General features: G+C 45.5%; 26 protein-coding genes. 5 read left to right on the top strand and 21 right to left on the bottom strand.

Translation table 11 applies throughout. The features are described from left to right. Window positions 1-388: 388 nt before the first annotated feature. The 4 genes from HP570_RS18445 to HP570_RS18460 form a co-directional block, all read right to left on the bottom strand. Window positions 389-2,986: an ABC transporter permease gene (locus HP570_RS18445; RefSeq protein ID WP_173626686.1), complete on the bottom strand. Its 2,598-nt coding sequence runs from the start codon at window positions 2,984-2,986 to the stop codon at window positions 389-391. After that, window positions 2,983-3,666 (bottom strand): ABC transporter ATP-binding protein, encoded by a 684-nt coding sequence (locus tag HP570_RS18450; RefSeq protein WP_016739677.1) that lies wholly within the window; start codon window positions 3,664-3,666, stop codon window positions 2,983-2,985. The genes HP570_RS18445 and HP570_RS18450 overlap by 4 nt, the downstream gene beginning before the upstream one ends. A gap of 85 nt (window positions 3,667-3,751) precedes the next feature. After that, window positions 3,752-4,753, bottom strand: a complete 1,002-nt coding sequence (locus tag HP570_RS18455; RefSeq protein WP_173626687.1) for a sensor histidine kinase — start codon at window positions 4,751-4,753, stop codon at window positions 3,752-3,754. Continuing rightward, window positions 4,746-5,432 carry a response regulator transcription factor gene (locus tag HP570_RS18460; protein WP_173626688.1) on the bottom strand — a complete coding sequence of 229 codons (687 nt, stop codon included), beginning with the start codon at window positions 5,430-5,432 and terminating at the stop codon, window positions 4,746-4,748. The genes HP570_RS18455 and HP570_RS18460 overlap by 8 nt, the downstream gene beginning before the upstream one ends. Before the next feature lie 298 nt (window positions 5,433-5,730). On the opposite strand from HP570_RS18460, the gene HP570_RS18465 reads away from it, so the two are divergent. The 3 genes from HP570_RS18465 to HP570_RS18475 all read left to right on the top strand — a co-directional run bounded on the left by HP570_RS18465 (window position 5,731) and on the right by HP570_RS18475 (window position 7,830). Beyond that, complete coding sequence (locus tag HP570_RS18465; RefSeq protein ID WP_173604861.1) at window positions 5,731-6,048, top strand: hypothetical protein; 318 nt, start codon at window positions 5,731-5,733, stop codon at window positions 6,046-6,048. 547 nt (window positions 6,049-6,595) lie between these two features. Continuing rightward, window positions 6,596-7,192 carry a matrixin family metalloprotease gene (locus tag HP570_RS18470; RefSeq protein ID WP_173626689.1) on the top strand — a complete coding sequence of 199 codons (597 nt, stop codon included), beginning with the start codon at window positions 6,596-6,598 and terminating at the stop codon, window positions 7,190-7,192. 35 nt (window positions 7,193-7,227) lie between these two features. Next, complete coding sequence (locus HP570_RS18475) at window positions 7,228-7,830, top strand: hypothetical protein (RefSeq protein ID WP_173626690.1); 603 nt, start codon at window positions 7,228-7,230, stop codon at window positions 7,828-7,830. Between the two features lie 433 nt (window positions 7,831-8,263). On the opposite strand, the gene sufB is transcribed toward HP570_RS18475, so the two are convergent. The 10 genes from sufB to HP570_RS18525 form a co-directional block, all read right to left on the bottom strand. Beyond that, window positions 8,264-9,661, bottom strand: a complete 1,398-nt coding sequence (gene sufB / locus HP570_RS18480; RefSeq protein WP_015893091.1) for a Fe-S cluster assembly protein SufB — start codon at window positions 9,659-9,661, stop codon at window positions 8,264-8,266. 39 nt (window positions 9,662-9,700) lie between these two features. After that, window positions 9,701-10,138, bottom strand: a complete 438-nt coding sequence (gene sufU / locus HP570_RS18485) for a Fe-S cluster assembly sulfur transfer protein SufU (protein WP_007726380.1) — start codon at window positions 10,136-10,138, stop codon at window positions 9,701-9,703. Further along, the gene (locus tag HP570_RS18490) at window positions 10,125-11,351 is read right to left on the bottom strand and encodes a cysteine desulfurase (RefSeq protein ID WP_173626691.1); all 1,227 of its coding nucleotides are present in this window, start codon (window positions 11,349-11,351) and stop codon (window positions 10,125-10,127) included. Before HP570_RS18490 ends, sufU begins: the two co-directional genes overlap by 14 nt. Continuing rightward, window positions 11,351-12,649, bottom strand: coding sequence for a Fe-S cluster assembly protein SufD (gene sufD, locus HP570_RS18495; RefSeq protein WP_173626692.1), 1,299 nt, complete (start codon window positions 12,647-12,649; stop codon window positions 11,351-11,353). Before sufD ends, HP570_RS18490 begins: the two co-directional genes overlap by 1 nt. 21 nt (window positions 12,650-12,670) lie before the next feature. Continuing rightward, window positions 12,671-13,459: a Fe-S cluster assembly ATPase SufC gene (sufC, locus tag HP570_RS18500; RefSeq protein ID WP_015893095.1), complete on the bottom strand. Its 789-nt coding sequence runs from the start codon at window positions 13,457-13,459 to the stop codon at window positions 12,671-12,673. 527 nt (window positions 13,460-13,986) lie between these two features. Beyond that, the gene (gene pckA / locus HP570_RS18505; protein ID WP_015893096.1) at window positions 13,987-15,570 is read right to left on the bottom strand and encodes a phosphoenolpyruvate carboxykinase (ATP); all 1,584 of its coding nucleotides are present in this window, start codon (window positions 15,568-15,570) and stop codon (window positions 13,987-13,989) included. A 291-nt stretch (window positions 15,571-15,861) separates the two neighbouring features. Beyond that, window positions 15,862-17,004 carry a M20 peptidase aminoacylase family protein gene (locus tag HP570_RS18510; RefSeq protein ID WP_041749625.1) on the bottom strand — a complete coding sequence of 381 codons (1,143 nt, stop codon included), beginning with the start codon at window positions 17,002-17,004 and terminating at the stop codon, window positions 15,862-15,864. A gap of 58 nt (window positions 17,005-17,062) precedes the next feature. Further along, entirely contained in the window at window positions 17,063-17,404 is a 342-nt protein-coding gene (locus HP570_RS18515) for an SCP2 sterol-binding domain-containing protein (protein WP_173626811.1), read from the bottom strand. Between the two features lie 448 nt (window positions 17,405-17,852). Then, window positions 17,853-18,245: a VOC family protein gene (locus tag HP570_RS18520; protein WP_007726371.1), complete on the bottom strand. Its 393-nt coding sequence runs from the start codon at window positions 18,243-18,245 to the stop codon at window positions 17,853-17,855. Window positions 18,246-18,267: 22 nt separating this feature from the next. Beyond that, on the bottom strand, window positions 18,268-18,708 hold the full coding sequence (locus tag HP570_RS18525; RefSeq protein ID WP_007726368.1) for a hypothetical protein: 441 nt from the start codon (window positions 18,706-18,708) through the stop codon (window positions 18,268-18,270). A 306-nt stretch (window positions 18,709-19,014) separates the two neighbouring features. On the opposite strand from HP570_RS18525, the gene HP570_RS18530 reads away from it, so the two are divergent. Next, complete coding sequence (locus HP570_RS18530) at window positions 19,015-21,069, top strand: methyl-accepting chemotaxis protein (RefSeq protein WP_173626693.1); 2,055 nt, start codon at window positions 19,015-19,017, stop codon at window positions 21,067-21,069. Between the two features lie 54 nt (window positions 21,070-21,123). Here HP570_RS18530 and gcvH read toward each other — a convergent pair whose 3' ends face one another. The 7 genes from gcvH to HP570_RS18565 form a co-directional block, all read right to left on the bottom strand. Beyond that, window positions 21,124-21,504 (bottom strand): glycine cleavage system protein GcvH, encoded by a 381-nt coding sequence (gene gcvH, locus HP570_RS18535; protein WP_007726364.1) that lies wholly within the window; start codon window positions 21,502-21,504, stop codon window positions 21,124-21,126. A 59-nt stretch (window positions 21,505-21,563) separates the two neighbouring features. Then, a complete protein-coding gene (locus HP570_RS18540; RefSeq protein WP_173626694.1) occupies window positions 21,564-22,016 on the bottom strand; it encodes a redoxin domain-containing protein in 453 nt (150 codons plus the stop codon). 33 nt (window positions 22,017-22,049) lie between these two features. Beyond that, window positions 22,050-23,240 (bottom strand): aminotransferase class I/II-fold pyridoxal phosphate-dependent enzyme, encoded by a 1,191-nt coding sequence (locus HP570_RS18545; protein ID WP_173626695.1) that lies wholly within the window; start codon window positions 23,238-23,240, stop codon window positions 22,050-22,052. Continuing rightward, on the bottom strand, window positions 23,237-23,602 hold the full coding sequence (locus HP570_RS18550; protein WP_041749627.1) for an arsenate reductase family protein: 366 nt from the start codon (window positions 23,600-23,602) through the stop codon (window positions 23,237-23,239). Before HP570_RS18550 ends, HP570_RS18545 begins: the two co-directional genes overlap by 4 nt. Before the next feature lie 58 nt (window positions 23,603-23,660). Beyond that, the gene (locus tag HP570_RS18555; RefSeq protein WP_173626696.1) at window positions 23,661-24,509 is read right to left on the bottom strand and encodes a hypothetical protein; all 849 of its coding nucleotides are present in this window, start codon (window positions 24,507-24,509) and stop codon (window positions 23,661-23,663) included. Between the two features lie 83 nt (window positions 24,510-24,592). Then, window positions 24,593-24,784 carry a hypothetical protein gene (locus HP570_RS18560; RefSeq protein ID WP_015893104.1) on the bottom strand — a complete coding sequence of 64 codons (192 nt, stop codon included), beginning with the start codon at window positions 24,782-24,784 and terminating at the stop codon, window positions 24,593-24,595. A 46-nt stretch (window positions 24,785-24,830) separates the two neighbouring features. Continuing rightward, window positions 24,831-25,643: a DUF2797 domain-containing protein gene (locus HP570_RS18565; protein ID WP_173626697.1), complete on the bottom strand. Its 813-nt coding sequence runs from the start codon at window positions 25,641-25,643 to the stop codon at window positions 24,831-24,833. A 141-nt stretch (window positions 25,644-25,784) separates the two neighbouring features. Here HP570_RS18565 and HP570_RS18570 point away from each other — a divergent pair, with 141 nt between their 5' ends. After that, window positions 25,785-26,486 (top strand): polysaccharide deacetylase family protein, encoded by a 702-nt coding sequence (locus HP570_RS18570; protein WP_173626698.1) that lies wholly within the window; start codon window positions 25,785-25,787, stop codon window positions 26,484-26,486. Window positions 26,487-26,529 lie beyond the last annotated feature (43 nt).

The following is a 26,529-nucleotide window of genomic DNA, read 5'->3' on the forward strand; positions in this document are numbered from 1 at the left end:
CCAGTCACTTCGTAAAAGATGGCTGTATGTACTGTTCACATTCATCATTTTTTGGGGGATTGTCGGATTAGATTATTACTTTGACCCTCCATCCCCTCACTATGAGTAATCTATGAACTACGGTGCGATTTTCCCATAGTAATAGCGTCATAAAAAGTTTCAGGAATACACTTACATCGCAGTTATGTCCATTGCGTTTGTCATCGATTGGATAGCTTCATAAAAGGATTTCTTTTGCCCGATCTCATGGTCGGGTTTTCATTTTTTCCTCGCTGTGCTTGATCCACTATGTAATAAAAAATACGTATCTGAACGAATCAGACACGTATTTACACGTTACAAAATGACTATCTGATGGAACCTTCTATCTCGAACTTGCATGCTTCGATCAAATGTTTTCGTTCTTCAACGAGTTAACGATACTGTATTCTTTGTATTTTCTATTTGCATAAAAGATCGTCGTCCCCACAATAAAAAACACACCTATTCCTGCAATGATAAGATCCGCCCAAGGCACCGTAAAAGCGAATTCAAAATTACGGCTAAGGCTTTTGTAGATGAAAAACATTACGCATAAACTAATCGGTAAACCGTAAATAAGCGACTTCATTCCATAAAAGAATCCTTCGAAGCGTAGCATTTTCTTCATGCCCTTTGGCGTCATACCAATAGAAGCCAACATCGCAAATTCACGTTTTCTCAAGGCCATCCCTGTCGAGATCGTGTTGATAATATTTGCCATACAAATGAGTCCGATGAGAACCACAAACCCATAAAGGAATACGGATGTGACTGTGGCGCGATTCATTGCATCCTTACGCTCCTCAATCAGATTGTTCGTATAGACATGTACATCTGGATATTTGTTAATAATCGGGTTTATTTCATTTTCCAATGCCGCAGACTGCTCTGTTGTAAATTGAACTTCGCTGGTAACTTGCTCAGACAGCATAGCGTTACCTCGTTCTCGGAACTTGTCAAAGTCTCGTTCAGAAACAACAAATGTAACCGTAAAAGCATATTCCTGGTATCGTAGCATAAAAGGTGGATGTTTATCCGTGATAGAAGCAATTCGGACTTTAGCTCCTTCATTCAAAGTGAGAGGTAGTTCTGATCCCTCTTGGACTGTTAGTTGAGAGATATCTGTAAAATTATGTTCTTCTTTCAAGGTGAACCGATTGACAAGTATGGCAGAAATCTCGTCACCTTCCAATTTCTTTGCATCAATCCCCGCGGATTGCAGGTACGCTGCAAAAGAGGCCTCATCAAGAGAAACAATGTCAGCAGACATGAAGTATTTCCCATCAGGATTAAGAGTATGGCGACTGGAGATGTCTGTGGTAACCTCGTTTTCGTTGAGGATTAGATCAGCACCGATAAGTTGGGTCTTCACTTTTGTTGTTGCGTTCTTGACGGACATCAATTCATTTGTTAATGACCTTACTCTTTCCAGATCGGCTCCCCTTGCGTTTACTGACAAATCATATGGTAGCGGTGCTTGTGCCATATTATAGGACTTATCCATATACAACGAAAAAGAAGAAGCTGCTAGATACAGGATTACACTGATCGCAAGAGAAAAGACAGTTGAGCGATAGTGATGTTTATTCCTTTTCAGATTTTTTAATCCTAGTTCCGCTTCAAATCCAAACAACTTCCGGGTCATATTGGATGTACGAACATCTTTTCCTTTTATCTCGATATCCTTGGTCTGGCGGATCGCAGTTATCGGTGTAATTTTCGATGCCCTCACTGCTGGTAACCATGCAGAAATGAGCAATGTCAAAATGGAAAACAAAACGACCGCAATCATACTGTACGGCTCTATCACCAATCGTATCGGTTCACTAACAAAAAGCATTTTTTGAATGAATGGACTGAGCAAATGGAGAGTAACCCCAATGCCAATGGACCCAAAAAACAACCCAGCTGGAATCGCTATGACCCCGATCACAGCAGCTTCAAAAAATACGGAAGCCCTTTTTTGTTGTTTGGTTGCCCCTACGCTAGATAACATCCCTAAAGTGCGACTACGCTCTGAAAGCGAGATCGCAAACGCGTTGTAGATGAGTGAGACAGATCCAATCAGAATGATAATTCCAACGGAAAGAACTGCCAGGTACATCGTGTTAAGAAAGTGGGAATCGTTCGAAATCCCGGAATAAAGCAACAGGTCCCGATTGTACTTGATTTTTACTCCATTCGATTTAACTTGATCATTTACTCCGCTTACCTTACTAGCAATCGCGTCACTCGTTTCGTAAATGTCATTCCCTAAACCTTTAAAATCCTTATATTCAACGCTTACCGTGTAGGGAGAACCCTCCTCTAAATCACCTTCGGAAAGACCGCTAAATGCACGATATGCAGCCATTACTTCCTGCTCTTTATCTGGTGCTTGAACAATCCCGGTAATCGTGTATGTTTTCGTCTTTGTAGGCGTAAAGACTTCCTTTGATTGGTAGACATCATTTTTGCCCAACATCTCGCTCTGCCCATCTACATTCAAGCTACGATCACCAAAATTTAAAGTGACTACATCTCCAACCTTCAAGCTTACACCTGCGATTCGAAGATACTCCGATGAAAGTGCCAGTTCATTTTCATTCTGAGGCAACCGCCCATCAATTAGGCTCACCCCTACGACATCGTGATTACTGTGTCCCGTAATATACAAATAGGGCTTCACGCTGTTTGGAGAGTTAGAAAGTCGTGCAAATCCGAGCTTCTGGTCAATATCGTATCTTTCAATGGCTTCCGTATTTGTAATAACCGCAACATCTTCTCCTGTAACATTGAGAAAAGCTGCCTGCCATTTACCAGAGTAGGTAATCGCGTTTCTTTGCAACATATCCATGAAAGAACTACTAATCGAAAATACTGCTGTAAGCATTGCGACAGAAATGACAACCCCAATGATTGTCACAAGGGTACGGCTCTTATTCTTCTTCATATAACGTAAGGTGAGCTGATTTACGATATTCATCGCCGGATCACCTCATCTCTAGAAATCCTGCCATCCGAAATGCCAATGATACGGTCCGCTTGCAAGGCAATGTTTTCGTCATGTGTAATAACAATCAGAGTTTGATGCCGTTCTTTGTGTAATTTTTTCAAGAGCTTCACAATCTCAGCACTGTTTTTGCTGTCCAGATTCCCCGTAGGCTCGTCAGCCAATACAATGGCGGGACTACTAATCAAGGCACGGCCAATAGACGCACGCTGCTGCTGTCCCCCAGAAAGCTGGTTTGGCAGATGCTTTAATCGCTGTTGAAGGCCTAGAGTCTCTACGATACCGGAAAAGATATCTTGATTTACTTCTCTACCGTCCAACAGCAATGGCAGGGTAATATTTTCTTCCACAGTAAGGACAGGGATCAAATTGTAGAATTGATAGATAAGCCCAATCTGTCTGCGTCTGAAGATGGCCAATGCCGTTTCATCCATCGCGTACATATCAGTTTGGTCAACGATCACTTTACCGGATGTGGGCGTATCAACGCCCCCCAAAATATGCAAAAGGGTAGACTTACCTGAACCAGAGGGCCCAATAATCGCCACAAACTCCCCCTTTTGTACGGAAAATGAGATATCGTTCAGTGCAGTAACAGCTGTTTCGCCATCACCGTACGTTTTTGACAGGTTCTCTACTCGCAAAATCTCCATCATGATCCTCCCAGATAAGTTATTACGTTTAGAATAGCTGCCAAACATGTCTCGTCGGTGACATTCATTCTTACAATTTTGTCATCTAAATGATTTGCTTGTAAAATTTGATTTTGAATGTTGTGCCTACACCCATCTGGCTTTCCATAAACACATCGGCGTTTTGACTTTGCAGGATTGTTTTAGACATGGCTAGCCCTATTCCAATACTATCCGCTCCCGCATTCTTCCCTTTATAAAATCGTTCAAAAATGTGTGGAGCATCGTCAGGGCTAATCCCCTCGCCACTGTCGGAAATGACAATTTGTGTATACAAGGGTGTTTCCTCACACGAAATGGCAATACGTCCCCCAACTGGCGTATGCTCAATCCCGTTTTTCATTACGTTCAAAATGGCTTCTACCGTCCAGTTTTCATCTCCATACACGAAAAGGTCTTCTTTACAGGAAAAAGAGAGCTCCTGATTTTTTAATTCCATCGGGACAAGGAGCGGTTCTAATGCCTTGTTTATCATTTTTTTGACAGATACGAGTTCCTTCTTGAAAATAACGCTCTGCACTTCGATTTTAGAAAGCTTGAGCAATGAAGTCACGAGCCATTCAATACGCTTCAACTGATTGATAATCTTGCCCAAGAACTCCTCCCTCTTATCTTTTGGCAGACTCGGGTTGTTTAACAAATCAGCCATGACAAACATCGAGGTAAGTGGCGTTTTTAGTTGATGGGAGATGTTCGAAAGAGTATCTGCCAAGTACTGTTTTTCCTTTTTCAGATGAGTAGACTGCTCGGACAATGTTAATGTGACTTTATAAATATCATTTTTCAAAATGCTCAATTCACCCTCAACGTTATCCCTAATATCCATCGTAGGTTGGCCTGAATAGACAGAAGCCAAATAATAAGCGAGCTTACTGATGTCCTGATAACGTTTGCGGGTAAACACGAAAAAAGTGAAAAGGAGCAGAAATACCATAGCAACTCCCACAATCCCCGCTTTCCAGTCGATCATCCAAAGAATTGCGATCCCCATGATGGAAATAACCATGCTATACATACATAGCTTCTGTATTTCTTTATTTTTAAGCATGACTTCCACTCATTCGATAGCCAAGACCGCGAACGGTTTCTATCACTTTGGGATTCTGGCTATCATCCTCCAACTTTTCTCGAAGCCGCTTAATGTAAACCGAAAGAGTATTGTCATTGATAAAGTTACCATCTAGATCCCAAATACCCTCTAACAACTGATTTCTGGACAGAACTTGCCCTCTATTATTTATGAATGCCAACAGTAACCGGTATTCTAAAGCAGTCAGCATCACTTCCTCGGTTCCTTTGTACACTTTAGCCAGCTTTGTATTTACGACTACATTTCCAATCCTCACTTTGTCAGACAGGTTGGGCTCTTTTTGGTAATGTCGAAGGGATGATTTCATTCGGCTAATTAGCTCCCGGATACGAAACGGCTTTGTGATATAGTCGTCTGCTCCCATATCTAACCCCCGAACCACATTGATTTCATCATCACACGCCGTCAAGAAGATGACAGGGGCATCCTGATTTTCTTTTACATATTCGCAAATCTCATAGCCATTACCATCCGGCAAAGTCAGATCGAGTAAATATAAATCAAAACGTTGCTGTTTAATTGCTGCGAGTGCAGTTTGTTTTCCTTCGCAAAGAACTACTTCATAGCCCTCACTGGAAAGCGAATAGTGCAAGCCCTCTGCAATGGTCTTGTCATCTTCTACTACTAAAACCTTCATGGTTCATCCTCCCTCTATCAGCTATAACTATTGCGATCAGCAACACTCGTATTTCCTCGGTCATTATTATCGGTGTTTATTACGAACATGATTGGTATTAGCTTAATTTACTTAATTGGTAAGGTACTTTGCAAGGTGGACGAACGGAATAACATAAAAAATGATAACAAGCAAAAAAACCCGCCTTTCAATGGGAGGACGGGTGACCTTGATATCTAACAATTGTTATTGTTACTTTTTCTATCTCCTCTCGTCTTGTTTATTAGTAATTCCACTTTTTAGGAGGAACCAGGCACTTATGAAAAACAAGACAGCTTGTCTCGTCCTTTCTATTAGCCAAAGCATCTATGCCATTTTCTTATTGGCTTGGGCAATTTCCGTTTTTTTTACCATTGTGCTTTTACCTGAAGATGAATATGATACGGGAGCGCCAGGGGTGTTCTATACGATCCTATCGTATCCGCTTGTACTACTTGCCTCAGCGTTGGGCAGCTGGTACTACTATCACAAGTTGAAATTCAAAACGAGTTACGCACTCAATGCCATTCCTTTACTTTGGGTCATTCCGATGGGGTTATTTATGATCTTATTATGGAAATTCGGTTTGTCCTCGTAAAAATAGCCCTCTGGCGGATTACCGTCAGAGGACTTACCCATTTCTCCTCATAAAGCAAGGGCAAAAAAAATACGTGTCTGAACGAATCATACACGTATTTACACGTTATCGAAACGATTATCCGATAGAACCTTCCATCTCGACTTTGAATACTGATTAATTTTATAGCGTCTTATCGAATAAGGAAACATTGATTTGCGCTATCTCAGAGATGTTGACTCGTCAACACAATTTATTACTTTTCATCCGGAGTCGGCACAAAATCTGTACGTTAGAGAGTCTAGAAATTATGTTCTAGGGCTTTTCTTTTTTACTCCACCTTCACAAATTTTTCAATGTATTTTGCGAGTTCGTCCTTGGTGAAAAACTTGTCGACTACTTCATTGCGCCACTTGTCTTTATCAGCTTTTGTTTCAATTAGGTTAACCTTCAAATGCATATGTAAAAAATTGTATGATAAAGTCGATAAACAAACATTTACATAATTTGGTAATATTGGTATATTTTAGATCGCGCTGTCTCTATTATATTAAAAAGGAGAGTTACCATGAAATTGTTTAAGAAATCAATCTTGTTAACATCGTGTTTAGGAGCTTTTTTTGCATTGGGTTATGGTTTTGCAAAAGCAAGTAATGCTGATGTTGCATTTGCAAAGTGGGACCCTAATAAGGATTATGAATACACATTGGATAAATCTATCACTAAAAGTGAGAGAACTGCGATTATAACAGCTGATAACCAATGGAACAATGTTGATGATCCCGTATATTATCTAAAGGAAAGCCCTGCAAGAACAGATATTGCTTCTTCTAAAAATGATGAGATAAACATAATTTATACAGCCTCTCTTGGCACTACTGGTGGTATACTTGCCGAAACAAGAGCTTATATCAATGGTTTTGACTATGTTATCGAAGCAGATATAGTAGTCAACGAATCTTTTGCCTATTCAACCGGATCTAAACCTGATTCAAATACATACCACCTACGAACCATCATGACTCACGAAATGGGACATGCACTTGGGATTGGTCATTTAGCAGATAAGCCGGCTGTTATGTATGCAACATTAAATAAGGATCAAGTAAAAATTCCTCTCTCAAAATATGATAAAGACGCATATGTGATTAACCACTCTAAATAGCATCTAGGATTAAAAATAACAAGGAGGTAAAAATAATGAAAATGAACATGAAAAGCGGAATAATCGCTTCTTCTATGATTTTAGCTTTTGGGCTTGGTTATGTGGTTTACGACACATATAATGCAACCAAGTCAACAATTCGTATTGAAGGTACGTTAATCGAATTATCACCTGAGGAAATGGCTGCAGCAAGTTCCTTAATCATTGAGGGTAATATTAATGACATTTCACAGCCACAATGGAATACAGAGGATGGAAATGAGCCAGAAGTGATTGAGGATGCGGATGCAATTTATCGAGATATCACAATAAAAGTAAACAAAACGCATAAAGGTGAAGAATTAGACCAAGTCGTAGTTCGCGTTTACGGTGGAGAAACGGAAAAAGTAATTATGGATATGGAAAACGCACCAGAATTCACTGAAAACGAGAAAGTCCTCCTATTTCTAAATGTTGATGATTCACCAGCTAACAAAACAAACTCTACCGATCACTATGCAGTAGTGGGTTCCTACCAAGGTAAATTTAAAGTTAAGAATGATAAGGTTGACAATAAGAGGGAAAAAATCCAATTAAATAAGATGGTCGACATAATTGAAACGCATAAAGACGACGTAAACCCACTGCAACAATTATAACTTTTAAATAGGAGTAACTCTTTAGTCGAGAAAAACTAACTAGAGAGTTACTCTTTTTACAAAAGTTACTATCGACAGGTCATTCTTTTTTCTTTTTGAACTACTTATGTAGTCTTCCTCCCTATCCACGATGAAATTAAATATTGGCGCCAAAATCACCATGTCACGCCGGGGCAATTGTTTAGACAATGCCTCGATGGAGATCTTCTTTTCTCATTTGATTACCGAAGCTCTATTTGAAGATTGTATACATTTTTACAATGAGCGGCGTCTTCAACTAATACTAAAACTGACAGGCGGCCGGGGTCTTTCTAACTGTCTACGAGGTCTTGACCATACCGTCAGAGGGCTTATGCCTTTTCCCTCATAAAGCAAGGGCACAAAAAAACGTGTCTGAACGAATCAGACACGTTTTTACACGTTATCGAAACAATTATCCGATGGAGCCTTCCATCTCGAATTTTATGAGACGATTCATCTCTACCGCGTACTCCATCGGCAATTCTTTTGTGAATGGCTCGATGAAGCCCATTACGATCATCTCAGTTGCCTCTGCTTCTGACAAACCGCGGCTCATCAGGTAGAAGAGTTGATCCTCGGATACCTTGGATACAGTCGCCTCGTGCTCAAGCGTGATGCTGTCGTTCATGATCTCGTTGTACGGGATCGTGTCAGACGTGGACAGTTTATCCAGAATCAGCGTATCGCACTTGATGTTGGACTTGGAGCCTTCCGACTTGCGTCCAAACTGCGACAGACCACGGTAGGTTACTTTTCCGCCATCACGGGAAATCGACTTGGAAATGATCGTCGATGTGCAATCTGGCGCCAGGTGAATCATTTTCGCACCCGCGTCTTGGTGCTGTCCTTTTCCTGCTACTGCAATGGAAAGAACGGTACCTTTCGCGCGAGGTCCTTTCATGATAACAGCTGGGTATTTCATCGTCAGCTTGGAACCGATGTTACCATCGATCCATTCCATGTTCGCATCCGCGTATGCAACCGCACGTTTCGTAACGAGGTTGTATACGTTGTTGGACCAGTTTTGGATCGTGGTGTAACGGCAGCGAGCGCGTTCTTTTACAATGATTTCTACAACAGCGGAGTGCAAGGAATCCGTGCTGTAGATTGGAGCTGTACAGCCCTCTACATAGTGAACAAAGGAATCTTCATCAGCGATGATCAGCGTACGCTCGAATTGACCCATGTTCTCGGAGTTGATGCGGAAGTATGCTTGCAGTGGAGTTTCTACTTTTACGCCTTTTGGTACGTAAATGAAGGAACCACCGGACCATACTGCCGAGTTCAGTGCAGAAAACTTGTTGTCTGCTGGAGGAATCACTGTCGCGAAGTATTCTTTCACGATTTCTGGGTGAAGCTTCACCGCAGAATCCATGTCGCAGAAGAGAACGCCCAGTTTTTCCAGGTCTTCCTGCATGTTGTGGTAAACTACCTCAGATTCATACTGGGCAGATACACCTGCGAGGAACTTTTGCTCTGCTTCTGGAATACCCAGCTTGTCAAAGGTTGCCTTGATTTCTTCTGGCACCTCATCCCAGCTACGGCCTTGCTTTTCAGAAGGCTTTACGTAGTAGGTGATGCTGTCAAAATCGAGGTCGTCCAGATCGCCGCCCCATTTTGGCATCGGCATGCTGTTGAAGATGTCCAATGCTTTTAGACGGAATTCCAGCATCCATGCTGGCTCATCCTTGATCTTCGAAATTTCTTCGACGATCTCGCGAGTCAAACCCTTTTTGGTACGGAATACAGAAACGTCCTTATCGTGAAAGCCGTACTGATACTCCTGTATTTCTGGGCCCTTAACAGCCATCGTTGCTCACTCCTTCGTGTTCATGTCCCTTACCTATCCCTATTCCTGCTCCGCCTGTTTGACACCTTGCTCCAATGCTTTCCAAGCCAATGTCGCACACTTGATTCGCGCTGGGAACTTGGCTACGCCAGACAAAGCTTCGATATCACCAAGATCAATCGAGTCATCGATTTCTTTGCCTTGCATCATATCGGAGAATTTTTGCGACAGCTCCAGTGCTTCTGCTACTGGCTTGCCTTTGACAGCATCCGTCATCATGGATGCAGATGACATACTGATTGAGCAGCCTTCACCAAGAAACTTCGCGTCCACCACTTTGCCATCCTCCACTTTCAAGGAGAGCGAGATGCTGTCGCCACAGGTCGGGTTATTCAAATTCACAATGAGTCCGTCGGATTCTTCCAGCTTGCCGCGGTTGCGCGGTTTCTGGTAGTGATCCATAATGACGCGGCGGTATAAATCATCAAGAGAAGACATTGCCGAAATACTCCTTCGTCTTCTTCAAGCCCGCGATCAGCACATCTACTTCTTCTTCTGTGTTGTACAGGTAGAAGCTTGCCCGAGCGGTAGCCGTCACATTCAGCCAACGCATCAGCGGTTGTGCGCAGTGATGACCGGCACGAACTGCGATTCCGTAACTGTCCAGCACCGTCGCCAGGTCATGCGGATGTACTGTATCCAGGTTGAATGTAATTAAACAGCTGCGGTCCTGCTGTGGGCCGTAAATCTTCAAACCTTCTATCTCGCGCATTTGTTCCATCGCGTACTTGACGAGATGTTTTTCATGACGCTCGATATTGTCCATACCGATCTCTTCCAAAAAGTCGATCGCTGCTCCCAATCCGATAGCTCCTGCGATGATCGGAGTTCCTCCTTCAAATTTCCAAGGAAGCTCCTTCCACGTGGAATCGTACATATCCACGTAGTCGATCATTTCTCCGCCGAACTCCATCGGCTCCACACGCTCTAGCACCTCACGCTTGCCGTACAGGACACCTACACCTGTCGGGCCAGCCATCTTGTGCGCCGAAAACGTATAAAAATCGCAATCCAAATCCTGGACGTCGATTTTCTTGTGTGGAGCACCCTGCGCGCCGTCAACAAACAAAAGTGCGCCATGCTGATGGGCGATTTGAGCAATTTCCTTGATTGGGGTAGTATCCCCCAATACGTTGGAAACATGGTGAATGGCAACGATCTTGGTATTGTCCGTAACCGTTTCCTTGACCGCTTCCAGAGTAACGGTTCCGTCCTCTGCCAGCGGAATGAACTTAAAGGTCGCTCCGGTCGCCTTGGCTGCCTGCTGCCAAGGAATGAAATTGGCGTGATGCTCCACCAATGTGGTCACGATTTCATCTCCCGGCTTGAGGAACATGCGAGCATAGCCGTACGCTACCGTATTACAAGCAGAGGTCGTACCACGCGTAAAGACGATTTCTGCGGCTTCACGGGCGTTGATGAAGGCGCGTACTTTTTCACGCGCGCCTTCGTACCCGTCTGTCGCTATGTTACCCAAGGTGTGCACGCCACGGTGCACATTGGAGTTATACTCCCTGTAGTATTTATCCATCGCCTCGATAACCTGAATCGGTTTTTGAGAGGTTGCACCATTATCCAAATAAACGAGCGGATGTCCGTTTACTTCTTGGTGTAGGATGGGAAAATATTTCCGAAGCTCCTTGGCGTTCATTAGCCTAACTTCCTTTCAAGCGCCTGACGGAGTCTGTTTTTCACTTCTTCTACTGGAATCTCAGCAACAACTGGCTCCAGGAAGCCGAGAATGATCAGACGTTCTGCGCCTTGACGGGAAATACCACGAGACATCAAGTAGAAGATAGACTCTTCACTAAAACGTCCTACCGAAGCTGCGTGACCCGCTTTAACGTCATCCTCATCGATCAACAGGATCGGGTTGGCATCACCGCGAGATTTATCGCTCAGCATCAGGATGTTTTCCGCCTGTACGCCGTTTGCCTTTTCAGCGCCTTTTTCGATTTTCGTGATACCGTTTAGGATACTCACTGCTTCATCCGTCATAACAGCCTTGCTCACCATGTCAGACTCTGTGTGCGTGCCGATATGCTGAACTTGGGAAGTGAGGTTTTGGCGTTGGGAACCAGTACCTACTGAAATGGATTTGGTCTCTGCAATCGAAGCAGTTCCCTTGAGGATAGTGGTGTTGTTAGCAACGGTGTTGCCATCGTTCATCTCACCCAAAACCCATTCCATTTTTCCATCGCGCTCAACAGTTGCACGACGGAAGCTGTAGTCGTGAACGTCTACAGAAAGTGAACGTACAGAAGCTACTTGCACAGATGCGCCCGCGCCTACATATACTTCAACTAGGCTGTTCGCAACCATGCTTTTGCCTTCGCCAGATACATAAGTATCCACGTAGGTTACTTTGCTGTTCGCTTCTGCCACGATCAAAACATGTGGAGCCAACAGAGCGTTGTCGCCTGCGATTTCATACACAGCTTGCAGGGGAACATCTACTTCCACGTTTTTCGGAACGTAGAGGAAAACGCCACCATTCACTACTGCCGTATGAAGCGCAGTCAGCTTGTGCTCATCAAGTGCGATCACGTTCAGCAAATACTTTTGCACGAGATCGCCATGTGTTTGCAGAGCATCAGCAAAGGTCGTGAAGATCACGCCTTGCGCCTTCAACTCATCGGATACTGCTTGAAAAACGGTAGAAGCATTTTTTTGTACCAACAGGTTTTTCACGCTGTCGACATCGATTTGTGCTTTTACCAAATCGCTGAGTTCATTCGCCGCTGCCACCTTTGTAGTGGTTTGGAACGGATCGAAATCAACGGTATTCCATTTATCAATCTTCGTTTTCTCCAAGGCAGGGAGCGCCAGCTCTCCCGCCGCCTTCAATCCAGCGAGGCGCTTTTCCAGGAACCAGGCAGGCTCCTGATTAGCTTTGGAGTACTGGGTGATCGCCTCGGAATCGAAGCGTAGCTGTACATCCACACTCATTTCACTGCTGCCTCCTTCATCCTACACGTTGGCGTTTACGGTTTCGTCCTCGATGCCGAGCTCTTCCTTGATCCAATCGTAGCCTTCTGCCTCCAGGCGTTCAGCCAGCTCAGGACCACCGGACTTCACGATACGACCTTGCATCATGACGTGTACGAAGTCAGGCTTTACATAGTTCAGCAAACGCTGGTAGTGCGTAATAATCAAGAATCCGCGGTCTGCGGAGCGCATTTCGTTTACACCGTTCGCTACGATTTTCAATGCGTCGATGTCCAAACCGGAGTCGATCTCATCCAAAATACAGATAGCTGGCTCCAAGAGCATCATTTGCAGAATCTCGTTACGCTTTTTCTCACCACCAGAGAAACCTTCGTTCAGGTAACGGTGGGAGAAAGACTCATCCATTTCCAGCGTGTTCATCTTTTTGTCCATCTCACGGATGAATTTCATCAGGGAGATTTCGTTTCCTTCACCACGGCGCGCGTTGATTGCGGAACGCAGGAAGTCAGAGTTGGTTACACCGCTGATTTCGGACGGGTATTGCATCGCCAGGAACAGACCTGCACGTGCGCGCTCGTCTACTGCCATTTCCAACAAGTCTTCGTCATTGATCAGCACTTCGCCATCGGTTACCTCATATTTTGGGTGACCCATCAGCGTGGATGCCAATGTCGATTTACCGGTACCATTTGGTCCCATGATCGCGTGCACTTCGCCGCCCTTGATCTCCAAATTCAGGCCTTTGAGGATCTCTTTGTCCTCGATCTTGGCGCGAAGGTTTTTTATTTGCAAATGCGGTACTGCTGTCATCTGAATTCCCTCCATACACGTCAAAAGTGAGTTGGTAAATTCTCAATCCATTCTCAATAACTATCTTATAATAAGAATAATTATAAATCAAGGAATGAAACATATCTGTATTTTTTATATCATTATATTTAGAAAGTCTGTTTTTGCGCATAAATCCTTCCTAAATATTCTTGCCTCCGCAGCATTTTTCCCTTTGTTACTTTTGGACATACATTTCCGTCTAAACTGCAGGTACTTTTTGTAAAAAAAACCAATGGATAACTCGAAATGGAAGGATCATTTTGAAAAAGAGTAACAAGAAACTTATGTATCGCTATCACTCTATGGAAGGGGTCCCTTCGGAAGCTTACCTGACTCTTTTCCGTCAGTCAAATGGAAAAGTTGTACCAATCCATACTTCGAAAGTATTCGATGGCAACAAGTAACGGATAAGCTCAAAACCGTCGGTCATACGCTGACGGTTTTTGCTGTTTTCACGAAGAAAAAACGGATAGACCTTATCGTCTACCCGTTTCTTTCCTGTTCGATTACTTTACTTTAGGACCTGCATTTGCAATATCTGCTGCATTCGGGAATTTCTTCTCGAAGTTCTCAATGAAGCGTGCAGCCAGATCAGCTGCTTGCTTGTCGTAATCTTCCTTGTTTGCCCATGTATTGCGTGGTTGCAGAACTTCAGCAGGAACGTTCGGGCAAGATGTCGGCACTTGCACCCCGAAAATCTCATCTGCTACATAGTCTACCTTTTCCAGCTCACCGTTCAATGCTGCTGTTACCATCGCACGCGTGTAGGACAGCTTCATACGTTGTCCAACACCTACCGGGCCACCAGTCCAACCAGTGTTCACCAGGTATACTTGAACCTTGCGCTCGTCAATCTTCTTACCGAGCATTTCTGCATATACGACAGGATGCAGTGGCAAGAATGGAGAACCGAAGCAAGTAGAAAACTCTGTTTGCGGAGCAGTTACGCCACGCTCTGTACCTGCCATTTTGCTAGTGTAGCCAGACAGGAAGTGGTACATAGCTTGCTCTTTATTCAGCTTGGAGATTGGAGGCAATACACCGAACGAATCGGCTGTCAAAAAGACGATAACATTTGGTTGCCCGCCCACGCCTGGAATCACAGCACCCGGAATTGCTTCCACTGGGTACGCAGCGCGTGTATTCTCTGTATATTTGGTGCTATCGTAGTCTGCTACACGAGTCGCTTCGTTTACGTCTACATTTTCAAGTACGGTACCGAACTGGATTGCTTTCCAGATTTGCGGTTCGCCTTCTTCAGACAGCTTGACGCATTTTGCATAGCATCCGCCTTCGATATTGAACACACCATTGTCAGACCAGCCATGCTCATCATCACCGATCAAGAAACGGTCCGGGTCAGCAGACAGCGTTGTTTTTCCAGTACCGGACAATCCGAAGAACAGGGCAACGTCTCCGTCTTTGCCTACGTTTGCAGAGCAGTGCATCGGGAGTACGTTGCGCTCTGGAAGCAGCATGTTCATTACGCTGAAGATCGACTTTTTCATTTCGCCAGCATACTCGGTGCCACCGATCAACACTGTCTTTTGCTCAAAGCTCAATACGATGAAAGTCTCGGAGTTCGTTCCGTGTACCGCAGGATTTGCCTTGAAATTAGGTGCATAGATAACCGTGAATTCTGATTCGTGCGCAGCCAGTTCTTCTTCGGACGGACGGATGAACAGCTGACGTGCAAACAGGTTATGCCATGCGAATTCGTTCACTACGCGGATTGGTAGGCGATAGGTTGTATCTGCCCCCGCAAAGCCATCGAAGACAAACAGTTCATCTTTGGATTGTAAGTATTGGAGCACGTCTTGTTGAAGTGCTTGGAATTTTTCAGTACTGATCGGTTGGTTAACCGGACCCCAGTTGATTTTATCGTGTACGGAAGCTTCGTCCACCACAAATTTGTCCTTTGGCGAACGGCCGGTAAACTTCCCTGTTAGCGCATTGAGCGCCCCCTTGTCGGTCAAAATCCCTTCGCCACGCTTTACTGCCATCTCAACAAGATTAGCTACAGGCAAGTTATGATACACTTTCGTAGCTCCAAGAATGTCAGTAAGCTTTTGAACCGTATTGGTTTCCATGTGTGAACGATCTCCTTCCCAAAATGTGTATCATTTATTGTGACTTTCTAATTGTCGCTCGATTTGTAATTAGTATATCACATTTAGCTAAATAAGCTACATAATTTTATAATCTCTCATGGAGAATGTGTGAATAACCCTCCTCATGCGTATTATTCCCCAACAGCAGTATTTTGTCCACAAACCAACCAGTCTATCGACTATTCGTGAGGTACGTAGAGACATTTGCCCACAAAAAGAGCAACACCAAGAGTTTACTCTCTTAGCGTTGCTCTCACAAGGCATAAAGATTTACGTATTTTCAAACGTTTTCACAACTGTCTGACACAAAATCGCCACACCCTTTTCCAATGCCGAGCGGTCAAAATGCATCAGCGGATGATGCAGCCCTGGTACCAAATCACATCCGAGAGCCAGCATCGTCGCCTTGATATGAGGACGCTCCACCGTATAGTAGTGGAAATCCTCCGCTCCCGGACTGACAGGCGCCGCTCGCAAATTTTCTTGACCGAGCACATCTATAATCGCCTGCTCCATAAATGCCTTCGCTTGCTCATCGACCTCTGCCGCTACCATGCGCGACCCGGCCTCTACCTCTATGCGTGCCTGAAAAGACATCGCGACTCCGTCGATCATTTGACGAACTCGATTCACCAGGTCATCCATCGCTTGATTCGTCTGCGCTCGCAGATCGAGGGCAAAACGTGCTTTGTCCGGAATAATGTTGTAGCTCTCTCCCCCGGCTTGCAGCATCGTCATTTTGACGGTGGTAGGCACCATCGGATTGATATGTACTTGACCGAGCCCTGAAATAATCGCTCCCGCTACTTCAATCGCATTGATCCCGAGATGTGGTCTCGCTCCGTGCGCAGCGACTCCTGTGATTTCCCCGTAGAGAAACATGGCTGCACCGTTGTAGATAGCGGGTCCTGCGGTTCCATTTGCCATCTCCTGAATCGGTCTTAAGTGAACACCGTACAAATAATCGATGTCATCGACGACACCCTTCTCCACCAGCTTCAATGCTCCCGTTCCTTTTTCTTCTGCTGGTTGGAACAAAATTTTTAACGTTCCCGGCGGTTGATATCCAGCGGCAACTAATGCTTCTACCGTTTCCACGATCAACGTCATATGAGCATCATGGCCGCAGGAATGATTCGCACGCCACTCACCGTTCACTTCCTGCCACAGAGCATCGATATCTGTGCGCAAGCCAACAACTGGCTTCCCTTCGCCCCATTCAGCCACTAAACCTGTACAATCGTCAAAAGTCGTAACACGCAGTCCCAAGGCGCGCATGCGCTCCGCCAAATAACGAGTCGTTTCTACTTCCTTCCAGCTAATCTCCGGATTCTCATGCAGATGACGGAATGTTTCGGCAATAGCATCTTTACGTGCGGCAACCGTCTGTTGTAACGACATAACAGTAGACATCAAAGCGCCTCCTCGAAAACCGTTTCTTCCTATTATATCACAATGCCCATTGGACAGTTCACCGACAGGTCAGTCGCAAAATGGCATCGAGCTTCAATTGGTCGCGCAATGGCCCTGCGATTTGCACCTTTTCTTTGGCTAGAACATAGACGAGCTCATCACCGCCAAACAGCATCCGCATTTGTTTCTCCGCTCCCCTGATAATCAGATCGGCAGGCTGCTCTTCTGTCCATACATCCCAGGATGCAACGCCTTTTGCTATCGTCAATTGCCACTGTGATGGTGAATCATCCACTACAATTCTGATCCTGCGCTCCCATCCTGCTGTAATGAATTGCAGGTGTGCTTTTCCTTGCAGTCTTTCACCCAGTTCAAAAAGCAGTCTGCCCATTCCGATCATCTGCACGCCACCCCTCTCTTCTCAATTGGGTTCGTGGCCTGTTTGGTCGAATCCTTTGGCGAGGCGTGAGAGTCACTGTCGGCTGTTGTCAGGGGAGCCATCTTTTTCTCGACATTGTTAGAAAGACTTTTTAGAGAATTAACTTTTGAGTCAACATTGTGGAGGAGAAGAAAAAGCACAGTTCTCTTCGACTCTGACACGCCCGCAAGGGGATTCACTGGCCGTCTCCACTTAAAAAAGGGGACCGTCGATCCAAAGCCTCCCTACGGGCGGAAGTTTCTCAGGGAAGAAGTGTTCGACAACCGGGTCCCCTTTTTTAAGTTCCGACTGGGGAGGCTTTGTCAAGGTCTGCGAGCTCTGTGCTTTTTCTTCTCACCAGCTTTGCTGTTCATTGGTACCTCTAAAACGTAAAAAAGCATCTGCTTTACGCAGATGCTTTTCGCAAATACTACTCATCAAACTCGTCTTTATCGAGTCGCACCTCAAGGTGGTGACCATCGGGTGTCTCAAAATACAAATTATAGCTGGTAGGCTGTGTAATGGGGCCACGATAGCAAATATTCTCTGCTTCCAGCTTATCAACCAGATAGTCCAGCTCAGCACGGCTTTGCACAGAGAAGGCGAGATGATCGACTTGCCCTACGCCGCCTTTCCCAGCTTCCCCGCCATGAGGATGAAGACCGATCCGTGTGTATGTGCCAATTTGAAAGTAGACAGGTGCTCCTTCCGTCATATTCTCTTCCGGGATAGGGACTTCCAAAATGTCCTTAAAAAAACGAGCTACCTTCACAACATCACTACAATTCAATGCGATGTGGTGAACGGCTTTCAAATGAAACATTCACACTGCCTCCCACGTCAACTCAGGTCATGCGCTCTTGTGCGACATTAGCTTTTCTTTTATTGTACTGCTTCAATCGCTCGCTTAACCGTCTCAAACGAATCATCAATGCTTCCCGCCAATCGTCATCCTGCAACTCCTTGGCGATCCCGAGCAGATCCAGCGAAATATCGATCTGCTGCTTTAACACTTCGGCGAAGCTGGCTGCTTCATCCGTCATGGTACAATTCTCAAACAACTCGGATGTATTGTCAACACTCACAAAATCAGCAAAATCCACTTCTGGAGCCTGATCTCCCTGAGCATATTCTACTAAAATTTCGTATTCTCCCTCAATACCAGGATGAACCTCAATTCTGTCACATACAGGACAAAACATGATCGGGACATTGTGTACAAGCGTTTTATAATGACGGACTGAGCCTACGGAACCTACCATTCCAGCACCACAACAAAAACTCATATAGTCTCCCTCCCTATTCACCAAATGAACACGTCCATGTCCGTTTTTTGGTCGAAACTTTTGTCTGTATCCGCATTGTAGCTTATATGCCCACTAACACTCCACCCGCAAATGCTACCAATAAATAAATCGAAGTAAGATTTGGTTTATCCATTTTACTCGATTTGCTTAGATTCATGCAACATTTTCTGATTAGTATGAATATTTTCCCTCATTTGCCTAAATCCATCATAAAAGCTAGTCTTAATCTATCCGATAATAAGGAATAATAATCATTTTAGTAAAATTCAAAAGGAGAGCGGTTTCATGCTTCGTTTCAAAAGTCTTCGTGCTCGAACCCTGACCATTACCCTGCCTGTCATTATCTTGACACTTTTGCTTGTCGTGGGCATCGGTTTCTGGTTCTCTGTCGACCAACTGAATCGGGAAATTGAAGACAAACTCAATAATCAACTAGATATGGTCGGCAGTAATGTAGAAAAGCAATTGGAAGCCCATAGCAAGGTAACGTTGAGTATGGCTCGCTTTATTGAAATGGGTCCTATTACAAATTCGCTGGAGCAGTTAAATTCCCTGCTGGCCAAGACTGTTCTCATTAATGATACGACGGTTGGAATGGGAATTTTCATGGAACCTTACGCTTTTGACCCGAACAAGAAACTCGTTGCTACTTACGGGGCTAAGACAGACGGCAAGGTTAACATTACAGGTGAGTACAGTAGTGATTCCTATAACTATCCAAATCAAGACTGGTACAAGGTTGGTATTTCAACCAAGAAGGAAACCGATTATTCCGAGCCGTACTTTGACGAGGTTTCCAAGGTCTCCATGGTGACGGTAGTCGCTCCTTTTTACACGCCGGATAAAAAGCTTCTGGGTGTGGCCACAGACGATATTACGCTCAGTGACGTGGAAAAGCTCGTCTCCAGTACAAAAGTGGGCGAAACAGGCTGGGCCTTTTTGGTGGATCAAAAAGGGAGATACCTCGCCCATCCTCAAGCAGACAAGCTAATGAATCATTCCGTTCAATCTGACGAGAATGCCTCCTTGGCAGCAATTGGTCCTTCTCTTCTAGAAGAGAAGTCAGGAATGAAGACGTTTACCGATGAAAACGGCACCAATCGTGTTTATTTTCAAGAGCTCGGAGATACAAACTGGACAATTGCTCTTGTGATGCCAGAAAAAGAAATTGCCGATCCACTCTATGATTTGTTCTTTGAGCTTTGTACGGTGAGCCTGATCGGTCTGTTGATTATGATTGCTGTCATTTATTACTTCAGCAAATACTTGACCAAACAAATCGATCGCGCCAACCAGCTGGCGCATGGCCTCTCCAATGGCGATTTTACCGCTTCCATGGATATTCAGACAGCCGATGAGATGGGGGTTATGGCAAACCGCTTCAACTCCATGACGGCAACCCTGCGCGAAACGCTAGGTCAAGTCAGCTTCAACGCTCAACAGGTTGCTGCTACGTCTGAACAATTGATGGCAAGTGCGGAACAGACGAGCAAAGCAACAGAGCAGATCGCTCAATCCGTTCAAGAAATTGCCTACGGTACGGAGCAGCAAGTGGACGCGACCGTTCAAGGCTATGAGGTTATCAACGAGATTGCCGTCCACATCGAAACGATGGAAAAAGGCATTGAGGATGTAAATCTCTCTACACAAGAAGCGAACCGTCAAGCCACAGATGGCAATCAGATGGCAACCAAAACGGTCGAGCACATGGATGTAATCCATAGCCAGATGGCCAAGACCTCCACCATTGTCAATTCGCTAGGCCAACGCTCCCAAGAGATTGGAGAAATGATCTCACTCATCACGACGATCGCCAATCAAACCAACCTCCTCGCTCTGAACGCCGCTATCGAAGCAGCGCGCGCCGGAGAACAAGGACGAGGCTTTGCGGTTGTAGCCGACGAGGTGCGCAAGCTGGCGGAACAGTCGAGCTCAGCCGCCGAGCAGGTCAGTCACATCGTCACGGTGATTCAGCAGGATACAGGCTCAGCAATTGCGGCAATGAATCATGGCGCTTCTATTTTGGGAGAAGGCATGACTCTCGTTCGCTCAACAGGAAATGCATTTGAGCAAATTACGGGCTCCACGTCGGAGTTGCTTGTCCGCATGAATGAAGTGACAACGGAAATGAGCAAGATCAGTCAGCAAATGCAGTCGATTGTATCCGCCATTACACACATTACACAAATCGCAGAGCAATCAGCCGGTAACTCTCAAACCGTTGCAGCAGCAGCGGAAGAGCAAACCGCTTCCATGGAGGAAATCTCTTCGGCTGCAACGATGCTCGCGAAAATGGCAGAAGAGCTTAATGATGCAGTACGAACATTCAAGTTGGAGTAGTTCGTCCATACACAAAGAAAAGCCGGAGCACAAAAGCCCCGGCTTTTTTGTTTCCTATTCTTTTACCATCGCTTCGTATTTGTCTGCATCCATCAGCTTGTCCAACTCAGCTGTATCAGACAATTCGACGACGATCATCCATGCTTGCTCGTATGGCGAAGAGTTAACCAGTTCAGGTGCGTCTTCCAGTTCGCCATTTACTTCTACTACTTTACCAGTTACAGGAGCGTACAGTTCAGAAACGGTTTTTACCGATTCCACGCTGCCAAACGGCTCATCCTGTTGGATTGTCGCGCCTACCTCAGGCAACTCGACAAACACGATGTCACCCAGCTCTGCTTGAGCAAAAGAAGTGATTCCGATGTACGCCTTGTTTCCTTCTACTCGCACCCACTCATGCTCTTCACTGTAACGTAGATTTTTCGGGAATTCCATCGTTTACATATCCTCCTATCGGGTACAATCCATTACACATACATAATTAGACGAACATTCTAGGATTCCTCTTTGATCCCCAAAATTCTAAACAAGCGTTTTTTTACCAGTTGAAGACCCTTCTCTCCTGCCTGAAAATGACGTAACTGAAGAGTCTGGTCAAACAAATAAAAAGCGGGGACGTATTCATTCTGGAATGCATCGGCTATCTTTCTATCATTATCGATTGCAATAGGGTGTGTCAAATGTTGTTCTGCAATCGCCTTCTTGATCATCTCGATATCTGTATCTTTTTCCGAATGAGGCGTATGAATTCCAATGACATTCAAACCGTTAGCAGCGTATTGGTCTCGCCATTCATTTATGCTTGGCATCGATTCCTTGCACATGTAACAACTGACGGACCAGATGTGCACCAAAACAGGATTTCCAGCCAAATCAGCTTTGGTTGCTTGCCCGTTGATCCACTCCGTAATCCCAGGAAAGTCAGGCATTTCTTCGCGCAAACGCATGAAAGCTCATCCCCTCTTTTTTGACTTCAACCGTTACACACTTGTTTTCATGCGAAGAATCCCGGATTGATCAATGGCTGCCACCGCCTCTAACAGGACCTCAGGAGGTTGGACGAGGGCAATTCGTACATACCCTTCTCCTTCTTCACCGAAGGCACTTCCCGGAACGACCACGACTCCGGCTTGCTCCAGTAAAGCGAAGGCAAACTCTCGTGACGTCCAGCCGTTCGGTACAGCTGCCCAGACGAACATGGTCGCCTTGGGAGATGGAATACTCCATCCTGCCTTTGCCAATGCCCCCAGCAGCACATCACGCCGTTCCTGGTAAACGGGCGCGACTGTGTTTTCCCCACCCGATTCCCGATCCTTTCGCAAAGCCTCAATGGCCATTTGCTGTACAGGCAAAAAGACGCCGTAATCGATATTCGATTTAACGATTGCAAGCGGCTTGATGATGTCTGCATTTCCTACAACGTAAGCAATCCGGCAGCCTGCCATGTTGAAGCTCTTGGAAAACGAATTAAATTCAATTCCCACTTCCTTCGCTCCCGGTACTTGCAGAAAGCTCGGCGCTTGGTAGCCGTCAAACACCATCTCCGAATAGGCCAAATCATGAACCACGATAATGTCAAAACGCTTGGCAAAAGCCACGACCTCTTCAAAAAAGGCAAGGGTAGCGACCGCGGAAACCGGATTATTCGGATAGTTCAGAATCATAAACGTTGCACGAGCCGCAATCTCCTCTGGAATGTCTGTCAGCTTTGGCAAAAATTCATTTTCTGCCCGCAGAGGCATCCGGTAAGGTACCGCTCCCGCCAAATGAACACTGCCTTCGTAGATCGGATACCCAGGATCAGGTACAAGAACGATATCACCAGGATCGGTCCATGCCAAAGCAAAGTGAGCCAAACCATCCTGTGAACCCATCAAGGAATGAACCTCCCCATCCGGCGCCAGCTCCACCCCAAAACGATATTGATACCAGCGGGCGACCTCTTCTCGGAAGGCCGCAGTCCCCTCGCTCAGCGGATAGCGAAAAGAGTTTGGTTGCCAGATAGCATGGATTAGCGTTTGCAGAAGCTTCTCGTCAGGCTGCTGATCAGGACTACCAATGCTCAAGTCGTATACCGTTCTTGTTTTGGCAACTTCCCTTTTGCGAGCATCCATTTCTGAAAAAATATCGGCGGAAAGATGGTTCAGTCTTTTGGAAGGTTGGCGCATCATGCCTTCCCTCCCCAAGCCTTCTCTAGTTCTTCTTCTTTGAAACCAAGCGTTACAGTGCGATCACTTGCGATAAGCGGCCGTTTGATCAGCTTGCCATTGGAAGCTAACAGCTCGAGCATTTCATCCTCTGACATCGTAGGAAGCTTGTCCTTCAAGCCCAGCTCGCGGTATTGGACACCACTCACATTGAAAAACTTGCGCAAATCGAGGCCGCTAGTCTGCCAAATTTGGCGTAGCTCTTCTTTGGACGGCGGTGCATCCACAATCGGAATTTCTTCGAAGCCAATATTTTGATCCGTGAGCCATTTTTTCGCTTTGCGGCATGTATCACATTTGTTGTATAGATAGGCTTTCATCGTCATACTCATTTCCTCGCTTTTGGTTTATGTCGTCGTTTCTTTCATTGTAAAAGAAGTACACCTAGCGGACAACGTTTACCGTATTGTAAAACGTCACGCCAGATTCTGCAGTTTCCGGCACTTCAATCAGCAAGTAATGATTAAGTATGGAACGATCTGCCCCTTCTCCAAATTCATACGTTTGATAATGGACGAGCATTTCCTCCATCCAGATTCTAATTCCCTCAATCTCCACCGAATCTGTTTCGCTCTGGGATGTTTTGATCAAGAGATAGGTTTTGCCGTTTAGAGCGGTGTTAAATGTATGGCCCTGACTGTTTTGAATAAGCGGCTTCGCCCACGCTTGGATTTGCAAATCAGCTTCGGCTAGCTCCATCACACGATAGGTTGGATACATATTTTTCGGCAGCAGGTCTTGCTCTTGCTCCACATCCGTCCTATACCCAGCTGTCATGTTGTACCCTTCTACCGTCCACATTTGATGATGCTTACTCCTTTTTTTCATCGTCACCTCGTACAGCATGCCGTCTGTCGTCGCTACAAGGATTCTCCTGGGATTTAATTGACTGCCTATCGTTTGAAAGCTCTCGATTTCCGTTTTCAACTCACTCTGTACAAAACGACGGAGAACTTTTTTGTAGTTATGGTTGTCCGGATCTTTTTGCATTTGTAACAGTTCGGCTTCGTTATACTCGAGGCCTACACCCTTGTCGTCTGTCCAATCAAACGCTTCAACAACGGCGTCACGGTCCACCAACTTCTGACTCGCTTGTGTAGAAATAACCGGCGTTTCAAGTGCTGCTTTTTTCGTATTCATATTTCCGATCTGCTTTGCCCCGATTCCGTACATCCCCCACATGCAACCGATTAGCACCATCGCTACCAAAAAAGAATGCAACCAGACTCGCATACGTCTGCCTCCTCACGTATTCACCGTGCTAAACAAAAACGACAGCCATCACGTTCTTCTGGCTGTCGTTCATAAGTAAGCTGCTATTGCGGCAAGTTGCTTTCATTGCTCCTGCGATCCGCAGTCTCTTCTTCATTGGTCTGAACATCAGGATTTACCTGCCACATTTGCGAAAGCGGCGAGAAGGGCACCCCTAGTTGCTTGACATCCTGGTCTTCCACGGCCTCAGCCAGTGTCCCGGTTAAAGGCATGGTGTACTCGATGTGCTCATCCATCTGCCATCCTCCTTCACATGTCCTAGTGTGAGGAGTTTGCAGGTCATTATGCAGACGTTTTTGCTTTGATCTCGACTTGGTAGCCAGCGTGCTTTCTTACCTGGAATACACCCGTTTCAAAAATCAAATACTGTGCTTTCACACCAATCAATCGTCCGCCGAGTTGTTCTTCTTTATCAAGCGTTTTGGAATTAATTTTATCCAGTGACTCCAAGATCGGATAAGCAATATCGACCCATTCGTCCTCGCGATATTGGAACGCTTTAAACTGTTCAGGAAAATGACCGTACACTTCGTCACGCATGGCGAGCAAGTCGATTTCCTTCACATCTCCCTTGAGCATTTTGCGCCAGTTGGTCTTGTCCGGCAAAAACTGACTCAAGTGGAATTCAAGCTCCCCAGCCATCCGACGAGTAGGAAGCTCTGCAATCGGAATCGCGCGAATTGCGCCTTGATCCACCCAGCGTCTTAATTCATTATGCTTGCGAGTCAATCCTACCTTTATATCACTCGACACTGCCAGATAGACAAAATGCGGAATCATGCAATATCTTTCGCCGAAGCTCTCGTCCCGGCAAGTCCCCAAGTCAAAATGACATTCATGTGGCTTGACGATGCATAAGTCATTTTCCGGCAGCTTGGTAAAACAGGGATAGCAATACCCGCTGTTAAACGTCTTGTTTGTTTTGCGGCCACAAGCAATGCAATTTTTTTCGCCTAAAAACGAAATCGTCAATTCACTGCCCAGCCATTCATTAAGCGGAAGGCGATCTTCACCGATATTCAAATAGTAGTCTACCGGCTTGTCCCCTCCATGGTACTCGTGTGTTAGTCCTTGCAAAATACCGCGGAGTTCCACCAAACTCTCTCCTCTCCTATGTACGGTTCTTCCATTTTAACATAACCGCCACCTACTCTGACCGCTGTTTTCTTTTGGTAGCATGTTTTCCCTGGTAGGAGGTGAACCTAATCACATCCCAAAAGAAGGAGGCGATTGTTCATGCGCAACTACATACGGTACGCCTTGCTACTCGTCTGCCTTCTTGGCTACGGCACCCTACCTGCTTTTGCCCAGCAAACACTGCCTTCGTATGAGCCAATCCACAGAATCGACACAGAGAAAAAGGTCGTCGCTCTCACTTTTGATGATGGGCCGGATGCTATCTATACGCCCAAAATTCTTGAGGTGTTGCATCAGTACAACGTTCGGGCTACGTTTTTTGTCCTTGGCTCCCAAGTGGACAAGCATCCAAAGGTCATGCAGTGGATTTACAAGGCTGGGCACGAAATCGGAAACCACGGCTACCACCATTTTGATCTAAACAAGCTGACCGAGCATGAAGTGTACGAAGAAATCAAGCATGCAGAGCGCTCTATTTTGAAGACGACCGGCATTTTGGCGCAATACTACCGTCCACCCTACGGCATCCTGACACATGACGTCATGAGTGCGGTTCAATCCAGTGGCTACGACATCATTCACTGGTCGATTGATCCTCGTGATTGGTCTTTGGCACGTACGGCTAATGTCATTGCCAAAAGCGTCAAGAGCAATGTCTCCTCCGGGGATATCATCCTGTTTCATGACGGGGGCTTAAACCAGCGGCAAACAGTCGCCGCTCTCCGGGAGCTTATCACGGATTTGCGTTCCCAAGGTTATCGATTTGTTACGGTCAGCCAATTGTTGGATGCAGCAAAATAATACGGCACCAGTGCCTCGTTTTCATGATAAGAAACGAAGCGCT

Origin of the sequence: Brevibacillus sp. RS1.1, assembly GCF_013284365.1 — a bacterium.
Taxonomy (GTDB): Bacteria; Bacillota; Bacilli; order Brevibacillales; family Brevibacillaceae; genus Brevibacillus; species Brevibacillus brevis_D.

Bases quoted from the DNA above. Each gene is read 5' to 3' on its own strand.
- HP570_RS18445 (WP_173626686.1), bottom strand. From the start codon at position 2,986: ATGAATATCGTAAATCAGCTCACCTTACGTTATATGAAGAAGAATAAG.
- HP570_RS18450 (WP_016739677.1), bottom strand. From the start codon at position 3,666: ATGGAGATTTTGCGAGTAGAGAACCTGTCAAAAACGTACGGTGATGGC.
- HP570_RS18455 (WP_173626687.1), bottom strand. From the start codon at position 4,753: ATGCTTAAAAATAAAGAAATACAGAAGCTATGTATGTATAGCATGGTT.
- HP570_RS18460 (WP_173626688.1), bottom strand. From the start codon at position 5,432: ATGAAGGTTTTAGTAGTAGAAGATGACAAGACCATTGCAGAGGGCTTG.
- HP570_RS18465 (WP_173604861.1), top strand. From the start codon at position 5,731: ATGAAAAACAAGACAGCTTGTCTCGTCCTTTCTATTAGCCAAAGCATC.
- HP570_RS18470 (WP_173626689.1), top strand. From the start codon at position 6,596: ATGAAATTGTTTAAGAAATCAATCTTGTTAACATCGTGTTTAGGAGCT.
- HP570_RS18475 (WP_173626690.1), top strand. From the start codon at position 7,228: ATGAAAATGAACATGAAAAGCGGAATAATCGCTTCTTCTATGATTTTA.
- sufB (WP_015893091.1), bottom strand. From the start codon at position 9,661: ATGGCTGTTAAGGGCCCAGAAATACAGGAGTATCAGTACGGCTTTCAC.
- sufU (WP_007726380.1), bottom strand. From the start codon at position 10,138: ATGTCTTCTCTTGATGATTTATACCGCCGCGTCATTATGGATCACTAC.
- HP570_RS18490 (WP_173626691.1), bottom strand. From the start codon at position 11,351: ATGAACGCCAAGGAGCTTCGGAAATATTTTCCCATCCTACACCAAGAA.
- sufD (WP_173626692.1), bottom strand. From the start codon at position 12,649: ATGAGTGTGGATGTACAGCTACGCTTCGATTCCGAGGCGATCACCCAG.
- sufC (WP_015893095.1), bottom strand. From the start codon at position 13,459: ATGACAGCAGTACCGCATTTGCAAATAAAAAACCTTCGCGCCAAGATC.
- pckA (WP_015893096.1), bottom strand. From the start codon at position 15,570: ATGGAAACCAATACGGTTCAAAAGCTTACTGACATTCTTGGAGCTACG.
- HP570_RS18510 (WP_041749625.1), bottom strand. From the start codon at position 17,004: ATGTCTACTGTTATGTCGTTACAACAGACGGTTGCCGCACGTAAAGAT.
- HP570_RS18515 (WP_173626811.1), bottom strand. From the start codon at position 17,404: ATGATCGGAATGGGCAGACTGCTTTTTGAACTGGGTGAAAGACTGCAA.
- HP570_RS18520 (WP_007726371.1), bottom strand. From the start codon at position 18,245: ATGTTTCATTTGAAAGCCGTTCACCACATCGCATTGAATTGTAGTGAT.
- HP570_RS18525 (WP_007726368.1), bottom strand. From the start codon at position 18,708: ATGAGTTTTTGTTGTGGTGCTGGAATGGTAGGTTCCGTAGGCTCAGTC.
- HP570_RS18530 (WP_173626693.1), top strand. From the start codon at position 19,015: ATGCTTCGTTTCAAAAGTCTTCGTGCTCGAACCCTGACCATTACCCTG.
- gcvH (WP_007726364.1), bottom strand. From the start codon at position 21,504: ATGGAATTCCCGAAAAATCTACGTTACAGTGAAGAGCATGAGTGGGTG.
- HP570_RS18540 (WP_173626694.1), bottom strand. From the start codon at position 22,016: ATGCGTTTGCGCGAAGAAATGCCTGACTTTCCTGGGATTACGGAGTGG.
- HP570_RS18545 (WP_173626695.1), bottom strand. From the start codon at position 23,240: ATGATGCGCCAACCTTCCAAAAGACTGAACCATCTTTCCGCCGATATT.
- HP570_RS18550 (WP_041749627.1), bottom strand. From the start codon at position 23,602: ATGACGATGAAAGCCTATCTATACAACAAATGTGATACATGCCGCAAA.
- HP570_RS18555 (WP_173626696.1), bottom strand. From the start codon at position 24,509: ATGCGAGTCTGGTTGCATTCTTTTTTGGTAGCGATGGTGCTAATCGGT.
- HP570_RS18560 (WP_015893104.1), bottom strand. From the start codon at position 24,784: ATGGATGAGCACATCGAGTACACCATGCCTTTAACCGGGACACTGGCT.
- HP570_RS18570 (WP_173626698.1), top strand. From the start codon at position 25,785: ATGCGCAACTACATACGGTACGCCTTGCTACTCGTCTGCCTTCTTGGC.